13 protein-coding genes are annotated in these 16,376 nt (G+C 72.5%); 8 read left to right on the forward strand and 5 right to left on the reverse strand.

Features of this window, described 5'->3' with window-relative positions:
* Positions 1 to 50 precede the first annotated feature (50 nt).
* Both FXF65_RS15620 and FXF65_RS15625 read right to left on the reverse strand, forming a co-directional pair.
* Positions 51 to 4,121 (reverse strand): AAA family ATPase, encoded by a 4,071-nt coding sequence (locus FXF65_RS15620; RefSeq protein ID WP_148350689.1) that lies wholly within the window; start codon positions 4,119 to 4,121, stop codon positions 51 to 53.
* A gap of 100 nt (positions 4,122 to 4,221) precedes the next feature.
* Entirely contained in the window at positions 4,222 to 4,755 is a 534-nt protein-coding gene (locus FXF65_RS15625) for a gamma carbonic anhydrase family protein (RefSeq protein WP_148350690.1), read from the reverse strand.
* A gap of 324 nt (positions 4,756 to 5,079) precedes the next feature.
* Between FXF65_RS15625 and FXF65_RS15630 the strand changes: the two genes are divergently transcribed.
* The 5 genes from FXF65_RS15630 to FXF65_RS15650 all read left to right on the forward strand — a co-directional run bounded on the left by FXF65_RS15630 (position 5,080) and on the right by FXF65_RS15650 (position 10,572).
* Entirely contained in the window at positions 5,080 to 6,051 is a 972-nt protein-coding gene (locus FXF65_RS15630) for a DivIVA domain-containing protein (RefSeq protein WP_148350691.1), read from the forward strand.
* Between the two features lie 105 nt (positions 6,052 to 6,156).
* Positions 6,157 to 6,687, forward strand: coding sequence for a peptide deformylase (gene def / locus FXF65_RS15635; RefSeq protein WP_148350692.1), 531 nt, complete (start codon positions 6,157 to 6,159; stop codon positions 6,685 to 6,687).
* Positions 6,688 to 6,843: 156 nt separating this feature from the next.
* Positions 6,844 to 7,572 (forward strand): response regulator transcription factor, encoded by a 729-nt coding sequence (locus FXF65_RS15640; RefSeq protein ID WP_148350693.1) that lies wholly within the window; start codon positions 6,844 to 6,846, stop codon positions 7,570 to 7,572.
* A complete protein-coding gene (locus FXF65_RS15645; protein WP_148350694.1) occupies positions 7,572 to 9,095 on the forward strand; it encodes a sensor histidine kinase in 1,524 nt (507 codons plus the stop codon). Before FXF65_RS15640 ends, FXF65_RS15645 begins: the two co-directional genes overlap by 1 nt.
* Before the next feature lie 625 nt (positions 9,096 to 9,720).
* Positions 9,721 to 10,572 (forward strand): S1C family serine protease, encoded by an 852-nt coding sequence (locus FXF65_RS15650; protein WP_246198717.1) that lies wholly within the window; start codon positions 9,721 to 9,723, stop codon positions 10,570 to 10,572.
* 67 nt (positions 10,573 to 10,639) lie between these two features.
* Here FXF65_RS15650 and FXF65_RS15655 read toward each other — a convergent pair whose 3' ends face one another.
* Positions 10,640 to 11,467: an oxygenase MpaB family protein gene (locus FXF65_RS15655; protein ID WP_148350696.1), complete on the reverse strand. Its 828-nt coding sequence runs from the start codon at positions 11,465 to 11,467 to the stop codon at positions 10,640 to 10,642.
* Positions 11,468 to 11,556: 89 nt separating this feature from the next.
* Here FXF65_RS15655 and arfB point away from each other — a divergent pair, with 89 nt between their 5' ends.
* From arfB to FXF65_RS15670, 3 genes are all read left to right on the forward strand, one after another.
* Positions 11,557 to 11,982: an alternative ribosome rescue aminoacyl-tRNA hydrolase ArfB gene (gene arfB, locus FXF65_RS15660; protein ID WP_148350697.1), complete on the forward strand. Its 426-nt coding sequence runs from the start codon at positions 11,557 to 11,559 to the stop codon at positions 11,980 to 11,982.
* A 109-nt stretch (positions 11,983 to 12,091) separates the two neighbouring features.
* Positions 12,092 to 12,661 (forward strand): Uma2 family endonuclease, encoded by a 570-nt coding sequence (locus tag FXF65_RS15665; protein WP_148350698.1) that lies wholly within the window; start codon positions 12,092 to 12,094, stop codon positions 12,659 to 12,661.
* 266 nt (positions 12,662 to 12,927) lie between these two features.
* Positions 12,928 to 13,542 carry a hypothetical protein gene (locus tag FXF65_RS15670; protein ID WP_148350699.1) on the forward strand — a complete coding sequence of 205 codons (615 nt, stop codon included), beginning with the start codon at positions 12,928 to 12,930 and terminating at the stop codon, positions 13,540 to 13,542.
* Here the strand turns inward: FXF65_RS15670 and FXF65_RS15675 are convergent.
* Both FXF65_RS15675 and FXF65_RS15680 read right to left on the reverse strand, forming a co-directional pair.
* On the reverse strand, positions 13,525 to 14,340 hold the full coding sequence (locus FXF65_RS15675; RefSeq protein ID WP_148350700.1) for an SAM-dependent methyltransferase: 816 nt from the start codon (positions 14,338 to 14,340) through the stop codon (positions 13,525 to 13,527). The two genes, FXF65_RS15670 and FXF65_RS15675, sit on opposite strands and share 18 nt — an antisense overlap.
* A 166-nt stretch (positions 14,341 to 14,506) precedes the next feature.
* Positions 14,507 to 16,315: a M4 family metallopeptidase gene (locus FXF65_RS15680; protein ID WP_222868580.1), complete on the reverse strand. Its 1,809-nt coding sequence runs from the start codon at positions 16,313 to 16,315 to the stop codon at positions 14,507 to 14,509.
* Positions 16,316 to 16,376: the final 61 nt, after the last annotated feature.

Below are 16,376 nucleotides of genomic sequence, written 5' to 3' on the forward strand. Positions count from 1 at the left end.
GATACCTATGTCCCGTTCGTCCTGGGACGCCGGGACTCGCCCGCGGTGCCTCAGCCGCCCGGACGGAAGTCGCCGAGCAGCTGCTCAAGCGCCGTCTCGGGCAGGTCGCGGGCGGTGAGCCGGGCGACGGTCGCCGCGTTCACGTCGGCGCCCGCGAGCCGGGCCGCCTGCCGCGCCACCGTCTGTTCGAACAGGGCGCGGACCGTCCGCGCGTAGGCGAACCTCGGGTCCTCGCGGAGCCGCTCGAAGCGGCTCAGCAGCTCGACGCGGAGCTCCTCGTCCAGCATGTAGAGGTCGCGCTCGGCGTAGCTCTGGAAGAGGCGCACCATGTCGCGGTCGCCCATCCCGGTGAACTCCAGGACGCGCCCGACCTCCGCCTGGAAGCGCGGGTCGCCCGCGAGGAAGCCCTCCATCTCCGCCGCCGGGCTCGTGCAGATCACGAGGAGCCTGGCGCGGCCCGCGTTCATGCGGGCGAGGAGTTCCGCCACGACGTCCGGGTTGCGGTCGAGCCGGTGCGCCTCCTGGATCAGCAGGACGCCGCCGAGCGCCTGCTCGACCATGCTCGCGACCCGGTGCTCGGTGTCGGCCCGGTCGCGTCCGGCCAGGTGGACGGGACGGCACGCGACCACGTGCCCCGAATCCAGCAGCCCGAGCGCCGCGTAGATCCCGCCGACGAGCCCCGCGACCGTCGTCTTCCCGGTGCCGGGCGGGCCGACGAACACCAGGTGGCGGGCGCCGTCGCTCGCCACCCCGTAGCGCGCCCGGTCGGCGGCGAGCCCGGCCTCCTCGACCAGCTCGCGCACCGCGCTCTTCACCTCGTCCAGGCCGGTGAGCTGGTCGAGTCGCCGCAGGTAGCCGTCGATGTCGCCGGGCGGGCGCAGCGCGGGCTCGATGCCCTCGGCGACGCCGGTGAGGTCGTCGGGGGTGAGCACGAGCCGGTCGTGGGACGCCCCGGCGCGCTCCATGTTCCGCTGGGCGGCCTGGTCCAGGTACGCCTCCACGAGCCGCGCGCCGACCAGGTCGCCGGGGCCGCGCAGGCGGTTCAGGTCCTCGCGGGCGACCTCCAGCGCGGCGGCCCCTATGGTGACGCGCCGTTCCTCGGCGAGCAGGTGCAGCAGGATCATCCGGTTGTCGAGGTCGGTGAAGTCGGGCAGCCGGTGCACCCGGAACGCCTGGACGAGCTTCGGGTGCTCGCGCAGCATCCGCTTGTAGGCGTGCGGCTCGCAGGTCGCGATCACCGGCGTCGCGTTCACCGGGTCGCGGCGGGCCCGGCGCACCGCGCCGACGACCGCCCCCGGGTCGGGCGCCGAGGCGACGGCGACGTCCAGCCGCTCGAACAGGATCACCGGGCCGGGCTGGGCGAGGATCCGGCCGATCTTGTCGGCGGGGGCGTCCCGGACGTCCTCGGCGTCGTGCGCGCGGATCGAGCCGTCCCCGAGGCCCGCGTTCGCCAGCGTCAGCGCGATCATCCTGGACAGCCTGCGCTGCCCCGAGTGCGGCGCGCCGACCAGCAGGACGCCCGGCACGCCGGGCCTCATCGAGCTGGGCGCGCCGTCCACCCGCGTGTCCTCGGGGCTCTCGCCGACCTGCGCGTCCCACTCCTGGACCTGCTGCTTCAACCCGGCGAGCAGGTCGCTCGCGTCGTGGTCGCCGTAGACGAAGCCGAACCCGAAGCGTTCCAGCACGCGCCGCTCGCTGCGGTCGCGCGGCGGCGGGATCTCGTGGACGGGCTGGTCGGGCGACGGGGTGTCGTCGAGGAAGTCGAAGTCGCCGACCATCGTCTTGGACATGACCTTCGTCCCCGGCCCGGCCGCCGGGACGGGCGGCGGCGGGGGCGCGGCGGGATCGTCCTCCAGGTCGCCGGGCCCGAGGATGCGCGTGCCGGGCGGGCTCGCCGGGGCGGGCTGGACCTCCGGGTTCGTGGGGTGCGCGCCGTCGTCCATGCGGGTGGAGTACGGGTCGAACGCGGTCTGCGCGGACGGCCGCTGCTGCTGCGCCTGCCGCCTCGGCTGCGGCGGCGGTGGGACGGGACTCTGCTGCGGCACCTGCTGCTGAGGCGCTTGCTGGGGCGGTGACTGCTGGGGCGGCACCTGCTGCGGTGGGACGGCGCCCGCGGGCTGGTAGCCGAGCTGCGTGTACGGCGGCGCGAAGGGCTCGTCCTGCTGCTCCCCTTCCGGCGCGGAGAAGCCGGGCGGCTGCTCGGACACGGCGGCCGCGGGCGGCGGAACCTGCGGAGGCGGCGCGGGCGGCCCGCCCTGCATCGCCCCCGGATTCGGCACCGGCGGCGGAGGCGTGCTCTGCATTGGCGCGGGACTCTGCATGGGGGCAGGGCTCTGCATCGGAGCGGGACTCTGCATCGGAGCGGGCGGAGCCGCGCCCGGACGTTGGAAGCCGAGCTCGGTGTAGGGCGGCGCGGCGGGAGCGTCGCCCCCGTCGTCCTCGATGGGCGACGCCCCGCTGATCAGCGGGTCCGGGGAGGCGAACGCGGCCTGCTGCCCCGGCCCGGGGACCGGCCCCTGCTGCGCGGCCGCCTGCCCGCCCGGACCCGGCGCGTTCTCCCAGCCGGGCTGGGCGGGCGGCTGCACGAACGGGCGGTCCGGCCCGGCGGGCGGCGTGCCGGGCTGCGGCGACGCGCCCGGCGCGAGCCCCGGCTGGCTCTGCATCACGAAGGGGTTCGGCTGCGGCGGCGCCGGGACGGGCGGCGGCGTCGCGGTCGGGACGGCGCCCGTCGCGCGGGCCCGCCCGCGTCCGATCATCCCGGCGATGACCGAGGTCGGGACGGGGAACCCGCGCGGCCGCGCGGGCATCCCGCCGAGCCTGCACCAGGCCAGGTCGACCTCGTACATCGCGGCGAGCAGCGACTCCGCGCCCGGCCCCGACCCGGCGGCAGACCGCAGCGGCTCGGGGAGGCGCATGTCTTGGGGCCAAAGCCGACGCAGCGGATGCCCCTTCTGCTCCGACACCGCCTGCACCGTGTAGCGGATCTCGGGGTCGAGCCAGGGGACGATGGTGCCCACCATGTCCTTGCGGACGACGTCGAGGTCAGCGGCGAGCAATGCGGCGGCCACGAGCCGCGGCTCGACGTAGGCGGGCTCGGCGGGGTCTCCCGACAGGCCGGCGATCAGCTCGCTGAGCGTGTAGAAGGCGTGCCGGAAGTTGTCCCCGGGCGAGCTCTCGTTGCGCAGCGCGGGCACCAGGTTGGGCGGGCACCGGGTCAGCCACTGCTGGACGATCGCCTGGTCCCCGTAAGGCAGGGCCCCGTAGTCGACGGTCGGGTTGGCGAGCGTGGTGCCGAGGACGGCGAGCAGCGCGTCCGCCCTGATCTGGAACCGGACGTCGTCGCGCAGCGCGCTGGCGACGGCCCACATCGTCCGCAGCACGACGACCGCCGCGTCCACCCGGCTGGCGCGCAGCCGCTCGGCGTACAGCCCGACCAGCGTCTCCAGCGGCGGCGGGGTGAGCCAGCGCGGGCCGTCCACCTCGGGGAGCGGGCGCGCGCGGTACGGCTTCCACAGGTCGAGCATCTGCGCGTCCAGCCGCGAGTCGAACGCGGGCGCGGACGAGCACCACAGCATCACGCCCCAGGCCACCGCGACCGTGGACGGCGTCTCGGCGGTGAACTCGGGCCAGCCGTGCGGGTAGTCGGGCGCGGTCAGCGCGGCGGCCGAGTCGACCGTCGCGCGGACCCGCGCGGTCAGCTCGGTCGCGAACCCGTGCGCGACGAACGGCAGCCCGGCGGGCGGGTCGTAGGAGAAGTCGGGCCCGGCGGGGACCACGTGCGGCGGCAGCATCGGCACCTGCCCGGCGCCGTGCTGCGCGGGCCGCGCCGCCATCCGGACGGCGGGCGTGCGCGGCGGCGGGCACAGGTACCACTGGCCGTCCGACGGGTGCAGCCGGTACCAGCGCGCCCACGCGCCGAACAGCCACCACGTCCCGTCCGGGAGGACGAGCATGCGGCCGCCGATCGCGTGCTGGCGCTGCTGCGGCGGCGCCGACGGCCACCACGCGGCCGCCACCATCGCCCGCGTGTCCCGCTCTGCCTCCGCGAACGGATCCTGCCCCGCCTGGGGGCTGGGCGGCGGAGCACTGCCATAGCCCGGTCCCCACACCACGCTGGTCATGGTAGTCAGCAGAACGCGGGCGGGGTGCCGCGCATCTGGGCATTCGTCGCATCCGCGCAGGTCAGCGCGCCAGCATCGGGATCGACCGATACGGCCGGGATCACTGCCAGACGGCGTCGCGGTGCTGCCGCGCCTTCGCCACGTACACCTCGGAGGTGTGCCGCAGGACGAGCCGGTCGTCGTCGGTCAGCTCCCGGACGATCTTCCCGGGCATCCCGGCGACGAGCACCCCGGACGGGATCGTCCGGCCCGGCGGGACGAGCGCCCCGGCGGCGATCAGCGTCCCGGCCCCGATCCGCGCGCCGTTCAGGACGATCGCGCCGATCCCGATGAGCGAGCCCGTCTCGACGTGCGCGCCGTGCACCATCGCCTTGTGCCCGAGGCTGACCCGGTCCTCCAGGACGGCGGGCGTCCCGGGGTCGGCGTGCAGGCAGCTCAGGTCCTGGATGTTGCACTCCTCGCCGACGACGATCTCCTCGTCGTCGCCGCGCAGCACCGAGCCGTACCAGACGCTGGACGCCCGGCCCAGCGTCACCCGTCCGACGAGGACCGCGCCCGGCGCGACCCACGCGTCCGGGTCGATCTTCGGCCGACCCTCGCCCAACGCTCCCACGTACCTCGTGTCGCCGCTCATGCCGCCGATGCTAGGACGGCCCCGGCCGCGTCCCCGCACACGGCCCCCGGCAGAGCGCCCGGTGAGAGCGCCCGGTGAGAGGTCGGCCGAATCCGCTTCGACGACACGCCCGCTCATCGCGCGAATTCTCCAGAGATTGGATAGTTTGTCGCTTCTACCAGGTGAAGAAACGGCAGCGAGAGGCGCGTTCCGGTTGCGCGAATGGGGTGGACCGGACAAGAGTCGTCCTGACGTTTCCACATGTGGACCCGCTCAACCGGCGGGTGAGGATCGCAACCGACCCTGACGGGGCGACGACCCCCGCCAACGACCCCCCAAGGCATCATGAGCAACGAAGCCGAAATCCTGCCTAACCTCCTCCAAGAAGAGTCCTTCGAGATCGTCATGCGCGGCTACAACCGCCGCCAGGTCGACGACTACATCGCCCGCGCCCAGCAGAAGCACCGTGAGCTGGAGGCCCGCCTCGCCCGCGCGCAGGACGACTCCGAGCGGCTCCGCCGCGAGATGGCCGAGCTCCGGGAGGCCCGCAAGCCGACCGGCGACGACCTGAGCGACCGGCTCCGCCAGATCATCAACCTCGCCGAGGACGAGGCCCAGGACAAGGTCGCCGAGGCCGAGGCCAAGGGGACGGAGATCCGCAAGGACGCCGAGCACGAGTCCAAGCGCATCATCGACGACGCGCGCTCGCACGCCGAGAAGAACCTCGCCCAGGCGCAGGAGAAGGCCGAGCACGTTCTCGCGTCCGCCAAGAAGGAGTCGGAGAGCGTCCTCGGGTCCGCGAAGCAGGAGGCCGAGCAGACGGTGACGAGCGCGCGGCTGGAGGCCGAGCGCACCCTCACCGCGTCCGAGCGGCGGGCCAGCGTCATCAACGAGGGCGCGACGAACCGGCTCACCGCGCTCACCAAGAACCACACGCAGGCCCTGCAGCGGCTCACCGAGATCAGCGACACCCTGCACCGCCTCCTCACCGCGGAGAACGAGGCCGGGCCGCTGGAGAAGATGGTCGAGGACGCCGTCCGGCAGAGCGCGCCGCGCAAGCAGCCCGCGTCCCCGCCGCCCGCCAAGCCCGCCCCGGCGGCGGCCAAGCCCGCGGCGGCCGCGCCCGCGCCGCAGAGCGCGCCGTCCATGAAGAAGCCCGAGCCGGCCGCCGAGGCCCCGGCCGCGTCGGCGCCGTCCGCCGCGACGCCGCCCGCGGCCCCGCAGCCGCCGAAGTCCCCGCGTCCGGCCGAGGACGCGGTGGGCCAGGCGGCTCCGGTCGTCCCGCCGCAGCAGCCGCGGGGGCCGATCGAGTTGTAGCCCGCCCCGGCACCGGAAACGTCAGGCGGGACGGACAGCGCGCGGCGGTGCGCATCGGCCTTCACGGGCCGGTGCGCACCGCCGCGTCTTCTATAGGATCTTCGCGTGAGCAAGAGGACCCACGCGCGGCAGGGCACGGCCCGTCCCATCAGGCGTCTCGGCGATCCGGTCCTGCGCACCGAATGCGACCCGGTCCGGACGTTCGACGCTTCGCTGGAGCGGCTGGTCGACGACATGTTCGTCACCATGTACGAGGAGGACGGCGCGGGCGTCGCCGCCAACCAGGTGGGCGTCGGCCTGCGCGCGTTCGTGTACGACTGCAAGGACGACAAGGGGCGCAGGCACGTCGGCCACGTCGTCAACCCGCGGCTCGTCGCCGCCGACGGGGAGCTTCTGGTCGAGCCGGAGGGCTGCCTCTCCGTCCCCGGAATGCACTTCAAGACGGCCCGGCACGCGTACGCCGTCGTCGAGGGCGTCGACGTGAAGGGCAAGCCCGTCCGCGTCGAAGGGACGGGCTATTTCGCGCGCTGCCTCCAGCACGAGTGCGGCCACCTGGACGGGAACGTGTACATCGACGTCCTGTCCGGCGACGCGCGCCGGGAGGCGATGCGCGCCATCCGCGCCCTCGACCGCTGACGCCCGCGGCCGGTTTTTCCCGTTTTCCGGCGCTGACCTCGGACTTGGCCACCGGTTCCGTATCAGCGCGCACTCAACCGTTCCTTTGCTCGCATTCAGGGGACATTCAGCTTCACGTGCGAACCTGCGCCCTGACTTGTGAGGGGGACTGTGCCATTGGTTGATCGAACGGCGAACGGCGGCAGACCGGCGGAGGCGACCCTGCTGGTCGTCGAGGACGAGCCCAACATCCTGGAGCTCCTCGCCGGAAGCCTGCGCTTCACCGGGTTCGACGTGGTCACCGCCACCAACGGGGCGGACGCGGTGCAGTCCGCGCGGCGGCACCGGCCGGACCTCATCGTGCTGGACGTGATGCTCCCCGACATCGACGGGTTCGACGTCGCGCGGCGGCTGCGGTCCGGCGGCGACCACACGCCCGTGCTGTTCCTGACCGCGCGGGACGCCGTCCAGGACCGCATCAAGGGGCTGACGATCGGCGGCGACGACTACGTCACCAAGCCGTTCAGCCTGGAGGAGGTCATCGCCCGCATCCGGGCGGTGCTGCGGCGGTTCCGGGGCGGGGTGAGCGAGCCGCCGCCGCGCCTGGTGTTCGCGGACGTCGAGCTCGACGAGGACAGCCACGAGGTGTGGCGCGGCGGGCGCGCGATCCAGCTCTCCCCGACCGAGTTCAAGCTGCTGCGCTACTTCATGGCGAACGCGGGGCGCGTCGTGTCGAAGGCGCAGATCCTCGACCACGTCTGGAACTACGACTTCCGCGGCGACGCGGGCATCGTCGAGTCGTACGTGTCGGCGCTGCGCCGCAAGGTCGACAACGCCGAGCCGCGGCTGATCCACACCCTGCGCGGCGTCGGCTACGTGCTGCGCGAGCCCGCGAAACCGGGCTGATGGCGACGCTCGCCCCGGGGTCCGCGGCGGGCGGGCGCCCCGGGTGGTCGCCGCGCGGCCTCGCGCGGCTGTGGGGGCGGACGCCGCTGCGCGTCAAGCTGATCGCCGGGATGCTCGTCCTCGTCACGCTCGGGATGCTGGTGATGAGCGCGGCGGGCGCGTCCGTCCTGCGCCACTACCTGGTCGGGCGGGCCGACGACCAGCTGCGCGGCTCCGTCGGGCGGACGATCGAGCAGGTCGTCCCGCAGCTGCGCAGCGGCGACGGCCGGATCACGGTGCGGATCCCGAGCGAGATGTACGGGCAGATCCGCACCAACGACGGCCGCGCCGTGGGGTGGAGCGACGCCTGGAGCGAGCCGGGCACGCCGCACCTCCCGACCGACATGTCCGGCCGGATCGACCGCCCGTTCACGGTGCGCGGCGCGGGCGGCTCGGACGCGGCGTGGCGGATCCTGGCCGAGCCGATCCCCGGCACCGACGGGACGATCATCGTCCTCGCGTTCAGCCTGGACGAGGTCGACCGCACCGTCGGACGGCTGGTCATGATCGACGCGATCGTCGGGCTGCTGGTGCTGTCGGTGCTGGTCGGGCTCGGGGTGTGGGTCGTCCGGGCGAGCCTGCGGCCGCTCGCGGCGGTGGAGGAGACGGCGGGCGCGATCGCGGCGGGCGACCTGTCGCGGCGCGTCCCGCAGGGCGATCCGCGGACCGAGATGGGACGCCTCGGCCGGTCGCTGAACGTGATGCTCGCCCAGATCGAGACCGCGTTCCGGGCCCGCGCCGAGTCGGAGGCGGCGGCCCGCCACTCCGAGCGGACGGCGCTGTACTCCGAGGAGCGGATGCGCCGGTTCGTCGCCGACGCCAGCCACGAGCTGCGCACCCCGCTCACCGCGATCCGCGGGTTCGCCGAGTTCTACCGGCAGGGCGCTGCGCGCACCCCGGAGGAGACCGACCGGCTCGTGGGGCGGATCGAGGAGATGGCGTCCCGGATGGGCCTGCTCGTCGAGGACCTGCTCCTGCTCGCCCGCCTCGACGGGCAGCGGCCGATCGAGCGGCGTCCGGTGGACCTGCTCGCGGTCGCCGCCGACTGTGTCCAGGAGGCCAGGATCTTGGCACCTGAGCGAGCCATCGACCTGTCTGTGGAGGGCGGTGTCGCGTACCAGGTGCGGGGCGACGAGCCACGCCTGCGCCAGGTGTTCGGCAACCTGCTGAACAACGCCGTCAAGCACACGCCCGACGGGACTCCGGTCTCGGTGCGGCTCGCCCCCGGCACGCTGCGCGACGCCCCCGCCGCCGTCGTCGAGGTCGCGGACGAGGGCCTCGGACTCCAGCCCGACCAGGCGGAACGGGTCTTCGAGCGGTTCTACCGCGCCGACGAGGCGCGGTCCCGGCAGGACGGCGGCGCGGGCCTCGGCCTGTCCATCGTCGCCGCCCTCGTCGCCGCGCACGAGGGGCTCGTGGAGGCCGACTCGACGCCGGGCGAGGGCGCGACGTTCCGGGTCGTCCTGCCCCTGGACGAAGGCTGACCGCCGCCCCGCGCGGGGTTCGGGACGTTCAGGCAACGTTCAGGAAATTGCGCTTAGGTAGGACGTACAGGGCGCGCCCCGATCTCGACGGGGAGCGGGAGGCCGCGCCCTGGCCAGCCACGACAACGGAACCGCGGCCGGGGACGAGTCCGACTCGTCTCCCGGCCGCGGTTCTTTCGCGCTGCGGGGCGTTCAGCACACTTTCAGGTGGGGTCCAGGGAGGCTGGAGCCCCCAGACGCATCCTCCAAAGTGACCAGACGACAGGGGATGCAGATGAACGCCGACCGACCACAGCAACCGGGGGAGCCCGGACGACCGGAGCCCGGCCAGTGGGCGAACCCCGCCTGGCAGGACCCCGACCACACCCCGCCCCCCGCCCCACCGACACCCCCGGGCTCCCAGATCCCGTCCGGGCCGTCGACGCCCCCCAGCTCCTCAACACACCCTGGGCCTTCGATACCTCCCGGCCCCTCGATGGCTTCCGGCTCCTCGATGGCCTCCGGCTCCTCAACGCCGCCCCCCGGCTCCTCGATGCCTTTCGGCTCCGCGATGCCGCCTGGGCCTCCCGGACCGCCCGGACCCTTCGCACCGTATGGGGCTGCAATGCCGCCGCCGGGACATCCGATGGCTTCGCCGCCGGTGGAGCGTCCTCGGACGTTCGGCACGGTCCGGCAGAAGCTCGCGGCGGTGGCCGCCGCGACGGCGCTGGCCATCGCGGCGGGCGGCGCGGGCGCGGCGATCACGTCCGCCCTGAGCGGCGACGGGACCGGCTACGCGAGACCGGCCGCCGTGTCCGGGGTGCCCACGAACGGCGGCACGACCGCGCAGGTCGCCGCCGCCGTCCAGCCGAGCGTGGTGTCGATCGAGGCGCGGCTGTCCGGCGGGACGAGCGGCGGCTCCGGCATCGTCCTCCGCTCGGACGGCGTGATCCTCACCAACGCGCACGTCGTCTCCGGCGCCCGCTCCGTGTCGGTGAAGTTCAGCAACGGCAAGACGGCGCCCGCCGAGGTGCTCGGCGCCGACCGGACCGGGGACGTCGCGGTGCTGAAGGCGCAGGGCGTGTCCGGGCTGAAGGCCGCGACGCTCGGCGACAGCCGGGCCCTCGCGATCGGCGACACGGTCCTCGCCGTGGGCAGCCCGCTCGGCCTGGACGGCTCGGTGACGTCCGGCATCGTCAGCGGCCTCGGCCGCGAGGTGCGCGAGGGCGGCGAACAGCAGCAGCTCCCGCCCGGGCTGCAGGGGCAGCTCTCCGAGCAGCAGCAGACCGTGATCAGCAACGCGATCCAGACCGACGCCGCCATCAACCCGGGGAACTCGGGCGGCGCGCTGGTGAACGCCGCCGGGCAGGTGATCGGCGTGAACACCGCCATCGCCACCTCGGGCAGCAGCTCCGGCAACATCGGCGTCGGGTTCGCGATCCCGATGGACACGGCGAAGAAGGCCGCCGACACGATCATCGCGGGGGCGTCGGTCTGACCCACCGGGGGGAGGGGGAGGGCCGCGCGGCCCCCGCACGGGTCGCGCGGCCGCACTCCTCCCCCGGTCAGCCCGTCCTGACCGAGGCGGCCGGACGGCGGTTCAGCTTCGCCAGCGTCCGGCGGGTCGTGTGCAGGTAGTACCGCCTCGGCAGCGTCCGGACGGCCAGCGGAAGCCGCGGATACACGACGGCGAGCGTCCCGACCAACAACCGGAACCGGCGCTCCCGCCCGGCGTCCCACTTCCACCCGTACTGCTCGCGGATCGGCGCGGGCATCAGCCCCGCCGTCAGCAGCCTGATCGCCATGAGCCCCGGCGCGTTCAGCGGCCCGCCCGGCAGCCGCGGCCGCAGCACCTGCGCCGCGATCGCCCGCGAGGCGTCGGTGATCTCCAGGCTCCGGACCATGTCCGCGTAGTACTCGCGGAACAGCGGATAGGTGGCGGGCATCCGCTCCTCCGGGCAGCCGAGGATCGTCGCGTAGATCTTGGCCTGCCGGTAGAACTCCTCCAACTCCGCCGCGTCGAACGTCCGCCGGAACAGGAGCTGGTAGAACTGCACCGCCACCGCGAACAGGGTGGACGCCACCCACACCTGCAACTCCGGGTCGTTCGCCTCGTAGCCGGGTCCGGTGACGCTCTCGTGGCCCTTCCTGACCAGGGCGCTGAACGCCTCGGCCTCCTCCCGCGTCCCGAACTGCACCGCGTACAGCCAGCCCATCGTGTTGCGCAGGCGGCGGAGCGGGTCGTCCGCGGTGTAGCTGTGGTCGTACACGCCCTGCGCCACCAGCGGGTGCGCGGTCTGGAGCAGCGACGCCGCGCCGCCCGCCGCGATGAGCGCGCCCTCCCGCGAGACGACGCGGATGAGGTCGTCGTCCGAGAACAGTCCATCGGTCATGGCGATCAGTGTAAGTAAGTACTTTCAGATGTCGAGGGCCGGGGGTTAACGAGACGACAAGATCACATCTACCCTGCGACAATGGAGACATGCCCGACCAGATCCACGTACGCGGCTCGATCTCCATCCCGGAGTCCGAGCTGAGCTGGCGTTTCTCGCGTTCCTCGGGTCCGGGCGGGCAGCACGTCAACACGAGCGCCACCGCCGCCGAACTCTCCTTCGACGTCGCGAACTCGCCGTCCCTGCCCGAGCCGATGCGCTCCCGCGCCCTGGAGCGGCTCGCGTCCCGCCTGGTCCGCGGCGTCCTCACGATCCGCGCCGAGGAGTACCGCTCCCAGCAGCGCAACCGCGACGCCGCCCGCACCCGCCTCGCCACCCTCCTCGCCGACGCCACGGCCCCGCCCCCGAAGAAGCGCGTCCCGAAGAAGATCCCCCGCGGCATCAACGAACGCCGCCTGGAGAACAAGAAACGCCGCTCCGCCGTAAAACGCCAACGCACCACCCGCTGGGACTGACCCCAGCAGCCCGCCGCGCGAATTCGCATGGCCTAGGCTGGTGGCGAAGTCACAGAGCGGCTCGTCAACGCCGGGAATCCGCCGGTTCACCGACCACCGAGGACGGAGCATGAGAACCTATGACCGGCTGCGCCCGACGGCGATCGCCATCATGGAGCAACTGGACGCGTACGGCGTCGAGCTGGACGACCAAGGTGTCCACGTGATGATGAGTCCGGTCAACCGGCACGAACTCGCGATCTCACGACTGCTGCGGCAGCTGCTCCCCCAGCTCGGCCCGGACATGCTGGCCCACGCCGGTACGCCCGAGATCGACGATCCGGGGACGGGCAGGCTGCGGCGACCCGACCTCGTGGTCGTCCCCGAAGCCGCGCTGGAGCGTCCCGGCCAGAGCTACCTCCGCCCCGAGGACGTGGAGCTCGTGGCCGAGGTGGTCTCGGCTCCGAACCCCGAGAACGACTACGAGCACAAGGCCGCCGACTATCCCGCCATGGGAATCCCGACGTACCTGATCATCGACCCGCGCAAGTCGACGGTGACGGTGCTCAGCGAGCCCGGATCGACTCCCGAAGGAACCCGGTACCGCACCAGGCGCGACTATGTGTTCGGCGACCAGGTCGAGGCCGGAGGCTACATCATCGACAGCGACGCGTTCCTCCCCTACGAAGACGGCTCGTGACTCAACGAAATTCGGTCGGGACGGCGCGGTTCGAGGAGGTGGCCGGGCACGTCGTCCGTCTAGTCGCCGAGTCCGAGGGTGTGACGCGCTAGTTCGCGTTCGCGGTCTTTGGTCCCTGGGAGGTAATTCCCGGGGGCTTTTCCTTGGGGCCTCATACCGGCGGGGGAAAGGGATCGGTCGCGTTGGGGAGGGAGGGGGCGGGGCGTCGGACGGAGCATCGAGGGGTCGGGCCATTCGGGGTCCGGCTGGAACGGACGGGAGTCTCGATGTTCGGCAAGGCGATCAAGTTGGGCGTGCTGGCAATGGCGGGGGTCGCGCTGGTGGCCGCTCCCGTGGCGGCGCAGGAGACGGGGAACAAGGCGGGAAAGGCCGCGAAAGGCGCGCGGGTTTCAGGGGCCGCGCAGATCAAGTTGACTTTCTCGCCCGATCAGGAGGTCCGCGCATTCGCGTTCGACGTGACGGGCGTCCCGTATTCGGAGCCGAAGCAGGGCGCTCCGCAGGGGCTGCCGACCGACGCGCGCGGAACGGTGCAGATCTCTCACCACTCGCCGCAGGAAGGGTGGACGGTGAGGGCGAAGGCCAAGGTCGACTGCCTGGCGACGAGTCCCGGAAACGCGACGCTCACGGCGATCGTCTACGAGGCGGACGAGCCGGTCGAAGACTGGATCGGCAAGCGCATGGGCTTCAGCGTCCAAGACGGCCGTCACGGTGAGCCGGACCGGGTGGGATTCTCCTGGGCGGTCGTGAACGGCGTTCAGAACGACAAGGGCGAGTGGGAACAGGGAAAGGTCGGGACGTGCATGGGTCCCGCGGCTTTCGCGCCGGTCACCAAGGGCGGTTACCAGGTGCGGCACGCCGATCTGCTACCCCCGCCGAAGTGAGGGCTTCCCGGCTACGCCGCCCCACATGCCGGTCGTGAGGGACGGGGGCGCGCCCGGCTCGGGGTGCCAGTCCTGAACCGGGACGACGCCGGGATCGAGCAGGTCGAGCCCGTCGAAGAACCGGCTGACGCCCTCGTGCGTGCGGAAGGTGACGCGGTATCCCATCGCCTTGGTGAGGGCCTTTTCGGCGGCCTCCATCTGCTCCGGCAATTGGTCGATGCCCGGATGGGTGATGGCGAGGAAGCTGCCGGGCGGAAAGGCGTCCATGAGATCGCGGACGATTTCGCCCGGCTCGTCCTCGTCCGGAACGCAGTGCAGTATCGCGATCAGCAGCAGTCCCACCGGGCGGTTGAGGTCGAGCAGCCCGGACGCGCCTTTCAGGATCAGGCCGGTGTCGCGCAGGTCGGCGTCGATGAACGCGGTGGGCGCGCTGACGCCGGACAGCAGTGCCCGCGCGTGGACGAGCACGATCGGGTCATTGTCGACATAGACCACCCGGCAGTTGGGATTGACGGCCTGCGCGACGAGGTGCGTGTTGTCGGCGGTCGGAATGCCGGTGCCGATGTCGAGGAACTGGGTGATTCCCCGTCCGGCCATGAAGCGGACGGCGCGGCTCAGGAACGCCCGGTTCGCGGTGACTCCGGGCTTGATGGTCGGGGTGGCCGCCATGACCTGCTCGGCGGCGTTCCGGTCGGACTCGTAATTGTCCTTGCCGCCTAACCAGTAATCGTAAATTCGGGCGATATGGGGGGTGGTGATGTCGATGCCCGCCGGTGCGGTCTCGTCCTCGCCGACCATGCGATCCAGCCTAGCCCTGACAACGAATGGAAGATCATGTTTTGTCACCGGTAAATGGCCGACAACGGCCGTGCGGCCACACCGGCGGCAAAGACGGCCGCGCGCCGCGGTGCTCGGGCGAACCCGTTGAGCACCGCGGCGCGCGGGTGAATCAGAAGCGAGGGAGTCAGACCTTCTCCCAGAGGGCCGGAACGTTCGGCGGCGTCCAGCCGGGCGCCGCGGTGTGCGCCTGGAGGCAGCGGTACTGCACGCCGTCGTAGGTGACGAGGTCACCGACCTTGTAGGAGCCGGTCGCGGCCCAGGTGGTGGACCCGCCCGGGTCGCCCGGGTCGCCGGGGTCACCCGGGTCGCTGGCCCGGCTGCCGACCTTCACGCCCGCCCAGGCGTTCGCGGTCGCCGTGTACTCGGGGCTGGTCGCCCCGTACAGGGCGGACGCGGCGGCGAGCGTCGCGCGGCGGGCGTCGGCGTAGTTGGTGTTCGAGCGCATCTGCTCGGTCAGCGCCTTGAACCAGATCGCGGCGGCCTTCTCGCGCCCGATGCCGGTGACCGGCTTGCCGTCGCCCGTCGGCGAGTTGTACGACACGCCGTTGATGGTCTTCGCGCCGCTGCCCTCGGACAGCAGGTAGAAGAAGTGGTTCGCGATGCCGGACGAGTAGTGCACGTCCACGTTTCCGGCGTTCGTCGACCAGTTGTCGAGCGAGTTGCCGTCCTTGCTCGGCTTGTCCATGTACCGGAGCGGCTGGCCGTTGCCGAAGATGTTCAGCTTCTCGCCGATGAGGTAGTCGCCGACGTCGCTGGAGTTGTTCGCCCAGAACTCCATGGCGGTCGCCATGATGTCGGACGTCGCCTCGTTCAGGCCGCCGGACTCGCCCTCGTAGATGAGGCCCGCGGTGTTGGACGTGACGCCGTGGCTCATCTCGTGGCCCGCGACGTCCAGCTCGGTCAGCGGCGCGTTGTTGCCGGAGCCGTCGCCGTACGTCATGCAGAAGCAGCTGTCGTCCCAGAAGGCGTTGACGTAGCTGCTGCCGTAGTGGACGCGGGAGTACGCGCCGACGCCGTCGCCGCGGATGCCGGACCGGCCGAAGACGGTCTTGTAGAAGTCCCACGTCTCGCCCGCGCCGTACGCCGCGTCCACGGCGGCGGTCTGGCTGTTGCTCGGCGAGCCGTTGCCCCAGGTGTCGCTGGAGTTGGAGAACAGGGTCCCGCGACCCGACGTGGCCCGGTTCAGGTTCGTCGTGTCGTGGTTGCCGCGGCCGGTGTCGCGCAGCACGTACTGCCCGCCGGACTGGCTGGTGCCGAGCTGGACGGTGCCGGAGTACTGGCTGTTGCCGGTGCCGGTCTGGACGCCCTGCCACTGCGTGATCGTCTTGCCGGTGGCGGCGTCGGTGATCACGTGCAGGCGGCTCGGGGTGCCGTCCTTCTGCGTCCCGCCGACGACGGTCTCCCAGGCCAGGACGGGGTTGGCGCCCTGCATCCAGACGACCTTCTGCGGGGCGACGCTGCCCTTGGCCTTGGGCGTGGCGGGCTTGGTGGACGCGAGCGTCCGCGGCGCCGTGTTCACCTTCAGCTCACTGGTGAGCCCCTGGGTGACGCCCTCGATCTCGCCGGACGGCGCCCGGTGCACGATGAGGTCGCCGCCGATGACGGGCAGGCCCTCGTAGGTGCGCAGGTAGCGGGTGTGGGTGGTGCCGTCCTGGTTCTTGACGACGCTCTTGGCCTTGAGCTCGACCTTGTCGCTGAACTTCAGCTCGGACGCGGTCGTGTCCTCCTGGGCCTTGGCCTTGCCGACCAGCGCCTTGTACTCCTGGGCGCTGACCTTGGCGGGGAGCTGTCCGGGGTCGCCCTGGGCGGGCGCCGCCGGGGCGGCGGACGCCGGTCCCGTCTGGAGGCCGATCGCCGCCATGGCGGCGACGGTGACCAGCGCGGTTCCGGTGGCGACGCGCCTGTGGGCACGTCCTCGGGGTGTGGATCTCACGCGGTGCTCCTTGTCTGCCGGCCGTCTCGGGGTGACGGCCGAGGGGGGTTGCTCTCCGGGC

This window comes from Actinomadura syzygii (assembly GCF_008085905.1).
In the GTDB taxonomy this organism is placed as follows: Bacteria; Actinomycetota; Actinomycetes; order Streptosporangiales; family Streptosporangiaceae; genus Spirillospora; species Spirillospora syzygii.

Coding starts and splice junctions, on each gene's coding strand:
- FXF65_RS15620 (WP_148350689.1), bottom strand. CDS start 4,121: ATGACCAGCGTGGTGTGGGGACCGGGCTATGGCAGTGCTCCGCCGCCC.
- FXF65_RS15625 (WP_148350690.1), bottom strand. CDS start 4,755: ATGAGCGGCGACACGAGGTACGTGGGAGCGTTGGGCGAGGGTCGGCCG.
- FXF65_RS15630 (WP_148350691.1), top strand. CDS start 5,080: ATGAGCAACGAAGCCGAAATCCTGCCTAACCTCCTCCAAGAAGAGTCC.
- FXF65_RS15645 (WP_148350694.1), top strand. CDS start 7,572: ATGGCGACGCTCGCCCCGGGGTCCGCGGCGGGCGGGCGCCCCGGGTGG.
- FXF65_RS15650 (WP_246198717.1), top strand. CDS start 9,721: ATGGCTTCGCCGCCGGTGGAGCGTCCTCGGACGTTCGGCACGGTCCGG.
- FXF65_RS15655 (WP_148350696.1), bottom strand. CDS start 11,467: ATGACCGATGGACTGTTCTCGGACGACGACCTCATCCGCGTCGTCTCG.
- arfB (WP_148350697.1), top strand. CDS start 11,557: ATGCCCGACCAGATCCACGTACGCGGCTCGATCTCCATCCCGGAGTCC.
- FXF65_RS15665 (WP_148350698.1), top strand. CDS start 12,092: ATGAGAACCTATGACCGGCTGCGCCCGACGGCGATCGCCATCATGGAG.
- FXF65_RS15670 (WP_148350699.1), top strand. CDS start 12,928: ATGTTCGGCAAGGCGATCAAGTTGGGCGTGCTGGCAATGGCGGGGGTC.
- FXF65_RS15675 (WP_148350700.1), bottom strand. CDS start 14,340: ATGGTCGGCGAGGACGAGACCGCACCGGCGGGCATCGACATCACCACC.